Origin of the sequence: Streptomyces sp. NPDC058308 (assembly GCF_042880275.1) — a bacterium.
Classification (GTDB): domain Bacteria; phylum Actinomycetota; class Actinomycetes; order Streptomycetales; family Streptomycetaceae; genus Streptomyces.
On the sequence record NZ_JBHVZA010000011.1, the window covers coordinates 131,882 to 143,205 of the forward strand.

The 11,324-nt window shown below is 70.0% G+C and carries 13 protein-coding genes and 5 tRNA genes; 4 read left to right on the forward strand and 14 right to left on the reverse strand.

Annotation, left to right across the window (positions count from 1 at the left end; translation table 11 throughout):
* Positions 1-18 precede the first annotated feature (18 nt).
* The 3 genes from ACFVYL_RS17340 to ACFVYL_RS17350 are packed head-to-tail and all read right to left on the reverse strand — an operon-like array spanning position 19 to position 3,051.
* Entirely contained in the window at positions 19-1,197 is a 1,179-nt protein-coding gene (locus tag ACFVYL_RS17340; protein ID WP_389716613.1) for a D-alanine--D-alanine ligase family protein, read from the reverse strand.
* Positions 1,198-1,243: 46 nt separating this feature from the next.
* A complete protein-coding gene (locus ACFVYL_RS17345) occupies positions 1,244-2,272 on the reverse strand; it encodes an NAD(P)H-dependent glycerol-3-phosphate dehydrogenase (RefSeq protein WP_389716616.1) in 1,029 nt (342 codons plus the stop codon).
* A complete protein-coding gene (locus tag ACFVYL_RS17350) occupies positions 2,269-3,051 on the reverse strand; it encodes a lysophospholipid acyltransferase family protein (protein WP_389716618.1) in 783 nt (260 codons plus the stop codon). Before ACFVYL_RS17350 ends, ACFVYL_RS17345 begins: the two co-directional genes overlap by 4 nt.
* Before the next feature lie 198 nt (positions 3,052-3,249).
* Here ACFVYL_RS17350 and cofC point away from each other — a divergent pair, with 198 nt between their 5' ends.
* Together cofC and ACFVYL_RS17360 are read left to right on the forward strand one after the other, a co-directional pair.
* A complete protein-coding gene (cofC, locus tag ACFVYL_RS17355; protein ID WP_389716621.1) occupies positions 3,250-3,885 on the forward strand; it encodes a 2-phospho-L-lactate guanylyltransferase in 636 nt (211 codons plus the stop codon).
* Positions 3,886-3,899: 14 nt separating this feature from the next.
* Positions 3,900-4,103 carry a hypothetical protein gene (locus ACFVYL_RS17360; RefSeq protein WP_389716623.1) on the forward strand — a complete coding sequence of 68 codons (204 nt, stop codon included), beginning with the start codon at positions 3,900-3,902 and terminating at the stop codon, positions 4,101-4,103.
* Between the two features lie 153 nt (positions 4,104-4,256).
* On the opposite strand, the gene ACFVYL_RS17365 is transcribed toward ACFVYL_RS17360, so the two are convergent.
* The 4 genes from ACFVYL_RS17365 to leuC all read right to left on the reverse strand — a co-directional run bounded on the left by ACFVYL_RS17365 (position 4,257) and on the right by leuC (position 7,619).
* The gene (locus ACFVYL_RS17365; RefSeq protein ID WP_389716625.1) at positions 4,257-4,949 is read right to left on the reverse strand and encodes an HU family DNA-binding protein; all 693 of its coding nucleotides are present in this window, start codon (positions 4,947-4,949) and stop codon (positions 4,257-4,259) included.
* A gap of 161 nt (positions 4,950-5,110) precedes the next feature.
* Positions 5,111-5,347 (reverse strand): hypothetical protein, encoded by a 237-nt coding sequence (locus ACFVYL_RS17370; RefSeq protein WP_389716628.1) that lies wholly within the window; start codon positions 5,345-5,347, stop codon positions 5,111-5,113.
* Positions 5,348-5,595: 248 nt separating this feature from the next.
* Complete coding sequence (gene leuD, locus ACFVYL_RS17375) at positions 5,596-6,189, reverse strand: 3-isopropylmalate dehydratase small subunit (RefSeq protein ID WP_389716630.1); 594 nt, start codon at positions 6,187-6,189, stop codon at positions 5,596-5,598.
* A gap of 5 nt (positions 6,190-6,194) precedes the next feature.
* A complete protein-coding gene (gene leuC / locus ACFVYL_RS17380; protein ID WP_389716632.1) occupies positions 6,195-7,619 on the reverse strand; it encodes a 3-isopropylmalate dehydratase large subunit in 1,425 nt (474 codons plus the stop codon).
* Positions 7,620-7,799: 180 nt separating this feature from the next.
* Between leuC and ndgR the strand changes: the two genes are divergently transcribed.
* Positions 7,800-8,516, forward strand: coding sequence for an IclR family transcriptional regulator NdgR (ndgR, locus tag ACFVYL_RS17385; protein WP_135330737.1), 717 nt, complete (start codon positions 7,800-7,802; stop codon positions 8,514-8,516).
* A 126-nt stretch (positions 8,517-8,642) separates the two neighbouring features.
* Here ndgR and ACFVYL_RS17390 read toward each other — a convergent pair whose 3' ends face one another.
* On the reverse strand, positions 8,643-9,128 hold the full coding sequence (locus ACFVYL_RS17390) for a DUF4188 domain-containing protein (RefSeq protein ID WP_389716636.1): 486 nt from the start codon (positions 9,126-9,128) through the stop codon (positions 8,643-8,645).
* 105 nt (positions 9,129-9,233) lie between these two features.
* On the opposite strand from ACFVYL_RS17390, the gene ACFVYL_RS17395 reads away from it, so the two are divergent.
* Entirely contained in the window at positions 9,234-9,890 is a 657-nt protein-coding gene (locus ACFVYL_RS17395) for a MerR family transcriptional regulator (protein WP_389716639.1), read from the forward strand.
* Positions 9,891-9,932: 42 nt separating this feature from the next.
* Here the strand turns inward: ACFVYL_RS17395 and ACFVYL_RS17400 are convergent.
* The 6 genes from ACFVYL_RS17400 to ACFVYL_RS17425 form a co-directional block, all read right to left on the reverse strand.
* Positions 9,933-10,005, reverse strand: a tRNA-Glu gene (locus ACFVYL_RS17400).
* Between the two features lie 55 nt (positions 10,006-10,060).
* Positions 10,061-10,132 (reverse strand) — tRNA-Gln (locus tag ACFVYL_RS17405).
* 31 nt (positions 10,133-10,163) lie between these two features.
* Positions 10,164-10,236: transfer RNA gene (locus tag ACFVYL_RS17410), tRNA-Glu, on the reverse strand.
* A 62-nt stretch (positions 10,237-10,298) separates the two neighbouring features.
* A tRNA-Glu gene (locus ACFVYL_RS17415) sits at positions 10,299-10,371 on the reverse strand.
* A gap of 55 nt (positions 10,372-10,426) precedes the next feature.
* Positions 10,427-10,498, reverse strand: a tRNA-Gln gene (locus tag ACFVYL_RS17420).
* Positions 10,499-10,585: 87 nt separating this feature from the next.
* Positions 10,586-11,314: an HAD family hydrolase gene (locus tag ACFVYL_RS17425; protein WP_389716641.1), complete on the reverse strand. Its 729-nt coding sequence runs from the start codon at positions 11,312-11,314 to the stop codon at positions 10,586-10,588.
* Positions 11,315-11,324 lie beyond the last annotated feature (10 nt).

Below are 11,324 nucleotides of genomic sequence, written 5' to 3' on the forward strand. Positions count from 1 at the left end.
GCGGGACCGTCCGAGCCGTCAGCGCAGGCCCGTGGAGCGGTTGAGGGCCGACTGGATGAGCCGGTCCACCAGCTCCGCGTAGCCGACGCCGCTCTTCTCCCACATCTGCGGGTACATCGAGATGGGCGTGAAGCCCGGCATCGTGTTGATCTCGTTGATCACGAACCGGCCGTCCTCGGTGAGGAAGAAGTCCGCGCGCACCAGGCCCTCGCAGGACGCCGCCTCGAACGCCTCGACGGCGAGCCGCTGGATCTCGGCGGTCTGCTCGGGCGTCAGCGGGGCCGGCACCATCCCGGGCGTCGAGTCGATGTACTTCGCCTCGAAGTCGTAGTAGTCGTGCGTCTGCACGGGCGGGATCTCGGCCGGGACGCTCGCGCGCGGCCCGTCCTCGAACTCCAGGACGCCGCACTCGATCTCACGGCCGCGCAGCAGCGCCTCGATGAGGATCTTGGGGTCGTGGCGCTGCGCCTCGGCGATCGCCTCGTCGAGGCCATCGAAGGACTCGACCTTCGTGATGCCGATGGAGGACCCCGCGCGCGCGGGCTTGATGAACAGCGGCCAGCCGTGCTCGCCGGCGAAGTCCGCGATGCGCTGCCGGGCCCCCGTCTCGTCCTGTCGCCACTCGCGGGGGCGGATCACCAGGTACGGGCCGACGTTCAGTCCGAAGGAGGCGAACACCCGCTTCATGTAGTCCTTGTCCTGGCCGACGGCCGAGGCGAGGACGCCGGAGCCGACGTAGGGCACTCCGGAGAGTTCGAGCAGCCCCTGGAGGGTGCCGTCCTCTCCGTAGGGACCATGGAGCATCGGGAAGACGACGTCGACCTCACCGAGCGCCTTGGGCACGGAGCCGGGCTCGCTGTAGACGACCTCGCGGTTGCCCGGGTCGACCGGGAGCACGACGCCGCCCTCTACGGAGTCGGCGAGTTCGGTGACGTTCGGCATCCTGCGGTCGGTGATGGCCATCCGCTCGGGCTCGTCGGCGGTCAGCGCCCAACGGCCGTCCGTGGTGATGCCGATCGGCAGGACGTCGTACTTGGTGCGGTCGATGGCGCCGAGGATGGCGCCGGCCGTCACCACGGAGATGCCGTGCTCCGAGCTGCGGCCGCCGAACACGACGGCCACGCGCGGCTTGCGGAGCGGCTCAGAGCTCGGCTCGGGGCGCGGCTCAGGGCTCTGGGGGAGGTTCTCGCTGCTCATATCGCGTTGAGGGTACCCGTTGGCCCGGAAGTAGTCAGGCGTGCCGTCAGCGGCGCTCGGGCTTGGCGCTGCGCGACATGAGGTCCTTGAGGGCGACCACCGGGGGCGTGCCCTCGTGCACGATGCCCACGACCGTCTCCGTGATCGGCATGTCGACGCCGTGCCGACGGGCCAGATCCAGCACGGATTCGCAGGACTTGACGCCCTCGGCGGTCTGCTTGGTGACCGCGATGGTCTCCTCCAGGGTCATGCCCTTGCCGAGGTTGGTGCCGAAGGTGTGGTTGCGCGACAGCGGCGACGAGCAGGTGGCCACCAGGTCGCCCAGGCCCGCGAGTCCGGAGAAGGTGAGCGGGTCGGCGCCCATGGCGAGCCCGAGCCGGGTGGTCTCCGCGAGGCCGCGCGTGATGAGCGAGCCCTTGGCGTTGTCGCCGAGGCCCATGCCGTCCGCGATGCCGACGGCGAGACCGATGACGTTCTTGACCGCGCCGCCGAGCTCACAGCCGACCACGTCGGTGTTGGTGTACGGGCGGAAGTACGGGGTGTGGCAGGCCCTCTGCAGGCGCTGCGCGACGGCTTCGTCCCGGCAGGCGACCACGGCGGCGGCGGGCTGCCGCGCGGCGATCTCGCGGGCGAGGTTGGGTCCTGTGACGACGGCGACGCGGTCGGCGTGGACCTTCGTGACGTCCTCGATGACCTCGCTCATGCGCATCGCGGAGCCCAGTTCGACGCCCTTCATCAGGGAGACGAGGACGGTCTCGGGGGCCAGCAGCGGCGCCCACTCGGCGAGGTTCCCGCGCAGCGTCTGCGAGGGCACGGCGAGGACGGTGAAGTCGGCGCCCGCGGCGGCCTGTGCCGGGTCGGTGGTGGCCCGGATGTTCTCCGGGAGCCCGACGCCGGGGAGGTAGTCAGGGTTCGTCCGGGTGGAGTTGACGGCGTCGACGAGTTCGGCGCGGCGGCCCCACAGGGTGACGTCGCAGCCCGCGTCGGCGAGCACCATGCCGAAGGCCGTACCCCAGGAGCCCGTTCCGAAGACCGCGGCCTTCACCGGTCCCGCCGAGTTCACGGGGTTCGTCACTTGCTGTCCTCCGGGGTGCTCTCTGCGGTGCTCTGCGCGGCGCTGCGGCCCGCTGCCTTGCGTCGTTGTTCCAGCCGGGCCCTGCGCGGGTCGTACGGCGTCTCGGGGGCCTTCTCGCCCCGGATCTCCTCCAGGAGTTCGGTGATCGCGGCCATGATGGTCTCGGTCACCTCGCGCAGCACCTCGGGCGTCGGCTCCTTGTCGTAGAAGCGCGACAGGTCCACGGGGGGTCCGGCCTTCACCTGGAGGGTCTTGCGCGGGAAGAAGGCGGGCTTCTTGCTGTACGGCGGCAGCGCGAGGTTGGCGCCCCACTGTGCGACGGGGACCACCGGGCACTGGGTCTCCAGGGCGACCCGCGCGGCCCCGGACTTGGCCGTCATCGGCCACATGTCGGGGTCCCTGGTGAGGGTGCCCTCGGGGTAGAAGGCGACGCACTCGCCGCGCCGGATGGCGTCGACCGCGGCGCGGAAGGCGTCGAGCGCGTTGGTGGTCTCGCGGTAGACCGGGATCTGCCCCGTGCCCTTCATGACCTTGGCGACAAAACCGCCCCTGAAAAGCCCGTCCTTTGCCAGGAAACGCGGCACTCGTCCGGTGTTGTACTGGAAGTGCGCGTACGAGAACGGGTCGATATGGGAGTTGTGATTCACCGCGGTGATGAATCCACCGCCAGCCGGAATGTGTTCCATTCCACGCCAGTCCCGCTTGAACAGAACCACCAGCGGCGGTTTTGCAATCACCGCCGCCAGGCGGTACCAGAAGCCGATTCTGCGGCGGGACACGCGGACACCTTCCTCCATGAACCTGGTCGGCCGCACAAGTGTTGCCCCAGGCTGCCGGTCTGTCGAGAACACCGTACGCCCACCCGTCTCGCAGCACCGCTCCTGCGTGAGCGCACCGCGCACCGCCCTCTCACGACTCCCCCGCACCTCGCGCCCTCAGCAGGTCACAATGGGCCCGACGCGAAGGACGGAGCGCCCGTGCAGTGGACCCTGGTCATCCCCCTGAAACCCCTGGCGCACGCCAAGAGCAGGCTGTCCGCCGCCTCCGGGGAGGCACTGCGCCCGGGTCTGGCCCTGGCATTCGCGCAGGACACCGTGGCCGCCGCCCTCGCCTGCCCGGCGGTGCGGGATGTGGCGGTCGTCACGGACGACGCCCTCGCGCGGCGGGAACTCGCGGCGCTGGGCGCCCGCGTCGTCCCCGACCCGCCGGGAGGGGGCCTGAACGCCGCTCTGGCGCACGGCGCGGCCCTCGTGCGCGCCGCGCGGCCCGAAGCGCCCGTCGCGGCCCTGAACGCCGATCTGCCGACGCTGCGCCCCCTGGAATTGGCCCGGGCCCTCGACTGCGCCGCGCCATTTCCCCGCGCATTCATGCCGGATGCCGCCGGAAGCGGGACAACACTGCTGTGCGCGGCGGCGGGAACGGAATTGCGTCCCGCCTTCGGTACGGCTTCGCGGGCCCGGCACTCGGCCTCGGGGGCCGTGGAACTCCCACTCGACGGCGTCGATTCCGTACGCCAGGACGTGGACACCGGCGAGGACCTGCGGACCGCGCTCTCGCTCGGCGTGGGCCCCCGCACCGCGGCGGCCGCGGCCCGGCTGCTCATCGCCGACTGAGTACGCTGCTCCCCATGCAGGCCACCGCGTACACGTACGACTCCGAGACCCGAAGCGGCAGTGTGCTGCTCGACGACGGCACCCCGGTGCCCTTCGAGGCGCCCGCGTTCGACGCGGGCGGGCTGCGGCTGCTGCGGCCGGGGCAGCGGGTGCGGATCGAGGTCGACGGTGCGGGCGACTCGCGCCGCATCACGCTGGTGACCCTGCAGACGTTCTGAGGCTGGTGACCCCGCAGACGCGCTGAGACCGGGGCGCCGACGGCGCGCGCCGTCCGGGCATACGGCGCTCGGCGGACGCGCGCTCCGCAACACACGACGCGGGCCGGGCTCCCCCGTGGGAGTCCGGCCCGGCGCGTGAGTGCCCTCGTGCCCTTACTTCTTGCGGGCCGTGGCCTTCTTGGCGGTCGTCTTGCGAGCCGTCGACTTCTTGGCGGGCGCCTTCTTGGCGGTGGCCTTCTTCGCCGGCGCGGTCTTCTTCGCCGTGGCCTTCTTCGCCGCCGGCGTGGCCTTCTTGGCGGTGGTCTTCTTCGCCGCCGGGGTGGCCTTCTTGGCCGTGGCCTTCGTGGCGGTCTTCTTGGCGGTGGCCTTCTTCGCCGCCGCCTTCGTCGCCGTCGCCGTGGTCTTCTTGGCGGTGGTCTTCTTGGCGGTGGCCTTCTTCGCCGTGGCCTTCGTCGCCGTCTTCTTGGCGGTGGCCTTCTTGGCCGCGGCCTTCTTGACGGTCGCGGAAGCGCCGCCGGTCAGGCTGCCCTTGGGGGCCTTCTTGACCGCGACATCGTTCTTCGGGAGCTTCTTCGAGCCGCTCACCAGGTCCTTGAAGCCCTGTCCCGCACGGAAACGCGGAACCGAGGTCTTCTTGACCCGCACGCGCTCCCCGGTCTGCGGGTTGCGGGCGTAACGGGCCGGGCGGTCGACCTTCTCGAACGAGCCGAAGCCGGTGACCGAAACCCGGTCCCCGCTGACCACGGCACGGACGACGGCGTCCAGGACCGCGTCGACGGCGTCGGCGGCCTGCTGGCGGCCCCCCACCTTGTCGGCAATCGCTTCTACGAGCTGCGCCTTGTTCACGTCTTCCCCTTCGGAGACATTGCCGGGAGCGAAATACTCCGGCTTTTTCGCACGTTAGGCAGATATATACCGCAAATCAAACACGAAACGGGCTAATCACCCTTGTGCCGCAACGAAGTGGCCCATCTCGGAGTTCCTCGAAGGCCCGTTGAGGCTGCGGATCAGCTGTCTTGGGGGAATCGGTCCTCGTCAGCTTCATCGAGGGACGCCATCAATCGCTCCAGACGCCTTGCCGCATCGGCGAGATCGTGTTTGGCCGCGGCCGTAATGACCAGCAGCTTCCGGGTCAGCGCCATCCGTACGCCCTCCGGGACTTGCAGTGCGCGCACCCTTGCGTGCGCTTCCTTCAGTTGGTCCGCGACGAGCCCGTAGAGCTCGAGTTGGCTGTCACGTCCCATGCACCGATTGTGCCATCTGGGGCGAGTTGTCGCCTCCGCAGGGGGTAACTGCCGCCGTCAGACGCCCTTCTGAGGGTACCCCGTCCCACCGAGTACAAGGGGATTTCCAGCCTCTTCTTCCTTCCCGGACAAGGGAGTTGAGACCACCCGTTCAGGCCATCGGGGGCCCCTGAGGAGGCGCACACAGATGTACCCCCAACCGTCCACGATTGGGGGTACATCAGGATCTGGTGAGGTGTTGCGAGGTGTCAGACCCGCACGGTCCGCGGCTTGTACGAGGGGCGCTCCGTCTCGTACGCGGCGATGGCCGGCTCATTCTGCAGGGTGATGCTGATGTCGTCCAGGCCGTTCAGGAGCCGCCAGCGGGCGTTCTCGTCGAGTTCGAAGTCGGCGGTGACGCCTTCCGCGCGAACTTGGCGATCCCGCAGGTCAACGGTGATCTCGGCCTGCGGGTCGCGCTCCGTCAGCTCCCAGAGCGCGTCCACGACCTGCTGGTCGAGCACCACGGTGAGCAGGCCGTTCTTCAGCGAGTTGCCGCGGAAGATGTCGGCGAAGCGGGAGGAGATGACCGCTTTGAAGCCGAAGTTCTGCAGCGCCCAGACCGCGTGCTCGCGAGAGGATCCGGTGCCGAAGTCGGGTCCGGCCACCAGAACGGAGGCGCCCTGGCGCTCGGGCCGGTTGAGCACGAACTCCGGGTCCTTGCGCCAGGCCTCGAAGAGCCCGTCCTCGAAGCCGTCCCTGGTGACCTTCTTCAGCCAGTGGGCGGGGATGATCTGGTCGGTGTCGACGTTGCTGCGGCGCAGCGGTACGGCCCGGCCGGTGTGCGTGGTGAATGCTTCCATCGTTCTCAGACTCCGGCGGTCACGGGGGCGTCGGACAGGTCGGCGGGCGAGGCCAGGTGGCCGGTGACCGCGGTGGCGGCGGCGACCTGCGGGGAGACCAGGTGGGTGCGCCCGCCCTTGCCCTGCCTGCCCTCGAAGTTGCGGTTCGACGTGGAGGCCGAGCGCTCGCCGGGCGCGAGTTGGTCGGGGTTCATGCCCAGACACATCGAGCAGCCGGCATGCCGCCATTCGGCTCCCGCGGCGGTGAAGACCTTGTCCAGGCCCTCCTCGACGGCCTGGAGGGCGACCCGGACGGAACCGGGGACGACCAGCATCCGTACGCCGTCGGCGACTTTGCGGCCCCCGACGATGGAGGCGGCCGCGCGCAGGTCCTCGATGCGGCCGTTGGTGCAGGAACCTACGAAGACGGTGTCCACCCTGATGTCGCGCAGCGCCTGCCCCGCGGTCAACCCCATGTATTCCAGGGCCTTTTCGGCGGCGTACCGCTCCGAAGCGTCTTCGTACGAAGCCGGATCGGGGACGTCCGCCGAAAGCGGCGCTCCCTGGCCCGGGTTGGTGCCCCAGGTGACGAACGGGGCCAGCGAGGCGGCGTCGATGTAGACCTCGGCGTCGAAGACCGCGTCGTCATCGGTCTTCAGGGTCTTCCAGTACGCCACCGCGGCGTCCCAGTCCTCGCCCTGCGGGGCGTGGGCGCGGCCCTTGATGTAGTCGAAGGTGGTCGCGTCCGGGGCGATCATCCCGGCGCGGGCGCCCGCCTCGATGGACATGTTGCAGATGGTCATCCGGGCCTCCATCGAGAGCTTCTCGATGGCCGAGCCGCGGTACTCCAGGACGTAGCCCTGGCCGCCGCCGGTGCCGATCTGCGCGATGATCGCGAGGATCAGGTCCTTGGCCGTGACGTCGTCGGGCAGTTCGCCTTCGACGGTGATGGCCATGGTCTTCGGGGGCGCCATCGGCAGCGTCTGGGTGGCGAGGACGTGCTCGACCTGGGAGGTGCCGATGCCGAACGCCAGCGCGCCGAAGGCGCCGTGGGTGGAGGTGTGCGAGTCGCCGCAGACCACCGTGGTGCCGGGCTGGGTCAGGCCCAGCTGCGGTCCCACCACGTGGACGACGCCCTGCTCGACGTCGCCCAGGGGGTGCAGGCGCACGCCGAACTCCGCGCAGTTCTTGCGCAGCGTCTCCAGCTGGGCGCGCGAGACCGGGTCGGCGATGGGCTTGTCGATGTCGAGGGTCGGGGTGTTGTGGTCCTCGGTCGCGATGGTGAGGTCGAGCCGCCGCACCTGACGGCCGGCCTGCCGGAGGCCGTCGAAGGCCTGCGGGCTGGTCACCTCGTGCAGCAGGTGCAGATCGATGAAGAGGAGGTCGGGCTCGCCCTCGGCGCGCCGGACGACGTGGTCGTCCCAGACCTTCTCCGCGAGTGTCCTACCCATCGCTTTCCCTCCGACCGGCCGCTTCGCCGGCCCAACTAGAGAATCCGTTCGCCGACGCGCGTACCCCTCGTGCCGCACGTAGACCGCCGATCCGTTGGTCCGCGGATCGCTCGTACAGAGTGGCGCGTCTCGCAGAAAATTGAACTTGCGTTTCACAGAGTGAGACGCGAGTATCGACGCATGGACAACTCTAGCGGCGTCGGCGTTCTCGACAAGGCGGCCCTCGTCTTGAGCGCCCTGGAGTCCGGTCCGGCCACCCTCGCGGGCTTGGTCGCGGCCACCGGGCTCGCACGACCCACGGCCCACCGACTGGCCGTGGCACTGGAACACCACCGGATGGTGGCGCGGGACATGCAGGGCCGTTTCATCCTCGGCCCCCGCCTCTCGGAACTCGCGGCGGCGGCCGGCGAGGACCGGCTGCTCGCCACGGCGGGCCCGGTCCTCACCCACCTGCGCGACGTCACGGGCGAGAGCGCGCAGCTCTACCGCCGCCAGGGCGACATGCGCATCTGCGTGGCCGCGGCGGAGCGCCTCTCGGGCCTCAGGGACACCGTCCCGGTCGGCTCGACGCTCACGATGAAGGCGGGCTCCTCGGCCCAGATCCTGATGGCCTGGGAGGAGCCGGAGCGCCTGCACCGCGGCCTCCAGGGCGCCCGCTTCACGGCCACGGCCCTCTCGGGCGTACGCCGCCGGGGCTGGGCCCAGTCGATCGGCGAGCGCGAGCCGGGCGTCGCGTCCGTCTCCGCGCCCGTGCGCGGCCCCTCGAACCGCGTGGTCGCCGCCGTCTCGGTCTCCGGACCGATCGAGCGCCTGACCCGCCACCCCGGCCGCATGCACGCCCAGGCGGTCATCGACGCGGCGGGACGCCTCTCCGAGGCCCTGCGCCGCACCGGCTGACGCTCCGGGCACCCCGAGCGCCCGGTACGCCCACAAGCGCCGGAAGGAACCGCCTCAACGCCGCGGCGGCTCCTTCCGGCGCTTTCCGTTTTTCCCGGAAATCCCAGGCCGCGCGGGACGAGGCCGTCAGACCGTCCGCAGGCGTTCGGCCGCCCGGTCCCCGCGGCGCCCGACCGGGATCACACCGGTCGCCTCACCCAGGCCGAACCGGGGCATGTTGATGTAGACCGCCTCGTGGGCGCCGGCCGGCACGACGAACGTCTCGTGCCAGAAGCCGACCTTCCCCCTGCCCTCCTTGAGGCGGCGGTTGAAGGCCGCCCACGCGGGCCGGTGCTTCTTGTCCCGGTTCGTGGAGTACGCGAGGAGCTTCTCCTGCGACTCCCAGTACTGCACCACGTACAGCAGGCGCGGCGCCCCGATGAGCAGCTGGTAGCCCAGCATCCCGCTCTCCTTGTCCTGGGAGAGCTCCCTGAGCATGCGCGGCATCGCACGGAAGAGGGGCCACCAGCTGCGGACGGCGCGGAAGTTGTTGATGCGCATCCCGATGTGGAAGACGATCACCTCTCCTTCCCCCTCGGCGGTCATGCGCCCATCGATCGGCTTGTCGCCCATGGCGGTTCCCCTTGCTCGGCCCTTGTCCGGAGGTTGGATAGCTCCACTATCCATGCTTGGATAGTGCCACTCTCCAAAGGGGGGCGCAAGAGGAGGTACGAACCGATGAGACTGGCGGAGCTGAGCCGGCGCAGCGGGGTCCCCACGGCCACGATCAAGTACTACTTGCGCGAGGGCCTGGTGCCGCCCGGCCGACGGGTGACCGCGACGCAGTCCGAGTACGACGACGCCCACCTGGAGCGGCTCCGGCTCGTGCGGGCCCTGGTCCAGGTCGGGCGGGTGCCGATCGCGTCGGCGCGCGACGTACTGGCCGCCCTGGAGGACGACTCCCTGGACCACAACGCCCGCCTGGGCACGGCCGTCGGGGCCCTGCCGCACGGTCCGGAACCGGCCGAGGACGACGCGTCGGACGCGCAGGCGCACCGCACGGTGAACGCACTTCTCGCACAGCTCGGTTGGGAGCACACGCAGCGCCGCACGGAAGAGTCGCCGGCCCACCGGATGCTGGTGACCGCGGTCGCCACGCTGACCCGGCTCGGATATCCGTGCGCCGTCGAGGACTTGGCGCCCTATGCGCGCGCGGGGAGCCAACTGGCCGAGAGCGACCTGGACTTGATCGAGCGGTACGAGTCGCCCGACCGGCAGCTTGAGGCGGCCGTCGCGCTCACGGTGCTCTACGAGCCGGTGCTGCTGAGCCTGCGCCGCATCGCGCAGGCCGAGGAGTCCCACCGCCGCTTCGGGGCGCAGGACGCCGGGGAATGACGAAGGGGCCCTCCCTGACGGGAAGGCCCCTTGCCGTTCTTGTACCCCCGACCGGATTCGAACCGGCGCTACCGCCTTGAGAGGGCGGCGTGCTAGGCCGCTACACAACGGGGGCCTGGATCTTGCGCCATCACGCTTCCACGCGACGGGTTCACAACATCATTACTGCGCTGGGCTACCAGGACTCGAACCTAAACTAACGGAACCAGAAACCGTCGTGCTGCCAATTACACCATAGCCCAATGTGGTCTAGACCAGGTCTAGGACCTACAGTACCCCCGACCGGATTCGAACCGGCGCTACCGCCTTGAGAGGGCGGCGTGCTAGGCCGCTACACAACGGGGGCCCTAGCGATCCTGCATCAGTGACAGTGGGTGCGACCCGATCTGTCCCCGCGGGAAGGATCTGTACCCCCGACCGGATTCGAACCGGCGCTACCGCCTTGAGAGGGCGGCGTGCTAGGCCGCTACACAACGGGGGCATTGCGGATGCTGTGTCATTGAACGACACCCGCGGTTGCAGATGAGCTCTGCGAGCTGGCCTACCAGGACTCGAACCTAGACTAACGGAACCAGAAACCGTCGTGCTGCCAATTACACCATAGGCCATCAAAACTCAACCCCTTGCGGGGGTTTTGTTTGATGTGCGCTTCCCGACCGGACCTTTCGGCCCTCTCGGGCGGCGCAGGAAGAACATTACCCGAAGGTGGACGGCGCTCCAAAACGGGTATCCGCACGCAGCAGCGCGGGGAGCTCGGAGAGGCGCGAGATGCGGTGCACGCCCGTCGGGCCGTCCTGGCTCGCGCCGTTGCGGTCGAGCCAGATGCCGAGCAGACCGGCGTCCCGGGCGCCTCTCGCGTCGATGTCCGGCTGGTCGCCGACGTAGGCGATCTCGGCGGGTTCGAGCCCCAGCGTCGTGCAGACCGCACGGAAGGCCTCCGCGGCGGGCTTGGAGAAGCCGAGGTCGGCGGCGCACAGGACGGCCTCGAAGCGGCCGCGGATGCCGAGGACGGTCAGTTTGCGGTCCTGGACGGCCAGGGCGGAGTTGGAGAGCACCGCCTGCCGGTAGTCGCCCGCGAGGGCGTCCAGGGTCGGGACGGTGTCGGGGAAGAGGGACCAGGCCGACTCGTAGTGACCGACGTAACGCGTGAACCAGGCGTCGGCGTCGGGGTCGGACAGGGCCGGGTTGTCGAGGAAGTCCCGCACGCGGTCGCGGCGCTGCTGCTCGAAGGCGACCTCACCGGCCCCGAAGCGGGCCCAGTGGTGCTCCGTGAGCCGCCGCCACAGGACCAGGGCGCGCTCGGCCGACTCGTACCGCTCCAGGAGGCCCTCGGCGGTCAGGTGGGCCCGCATGCCGGTGCTGTCGGCCCGCGCGTAGTCGAAGATCGTGTCGTCCACGTCCCAGACCACGGCTTTGATCGGCATGCCTCGACGG

Bases quoted from the DNA above. Each gene is read 5' to 3' on its own strand.
- ACFVYL_RS17340 (WP_389716613.1), bottom strand. From the start codon at position 1,197: ATGAGCAGCGAGAACCTCCCCCAGAGCCCTGAGCCGCGCCCCGAGCCG.
- ACFVYL_RS17360 (WP_389716623.1), top strand. From the start codon at position 3,900: ATGCAGGCCACCGCGTACACGTACGACTCCGAGACCCGAAGCGGCAGT.
- ACFVYL_RS17370 (WP_389716628.1), bottom strand. From the start codon at position 5,347: ATGGGACGTGACAGCCAACTCGAGCTCTACGGGCTCGTCGCGGACCAA.
- leuD (WP_389716630.1), bottom strand. From the start codon at position 6,189: ATGGAAGCATTCACCACGCACACCGGCCGGGCCGTACCGCTGCGCCGC.
- leuC (WP_389716632.1), bottom strand. From the start codon at position 7,619: ATGGGTAGGACACTCGCGGAGAAGGTCTGGGACGACCACGTCGTCCGG.
- ndgR (WP_135330737.1), top strand. From the start codon at position 7,800: ATGGACAACTCTAGCGGCGTCGGCGTTCTCGACAAGGCGGCCCTCGTC.
- ACFVYL_RS17390 (WP_389716636.1), bottom strand. From the start codon at position 9,128: ATGGGCGACAAGCCGATCGATGGGCGCATGACCGCCGAGGGGGAAGGA.
- ACFVYL_RS17395 (WP_389716639.1), top strand. From the start codon at position 9,234: ATGAGACTGGCGGAGCTGAGCCGGCGCAGCGGGGTCCCCACGGCCACG.
- ACFVYL_RS17425 (WP_389716641.1), bottom strand. From the start codon at position 11,314: ATGCCGATCAAAGCCGTGGTCTGGGACGTGGACGACACGATCTTCGAC.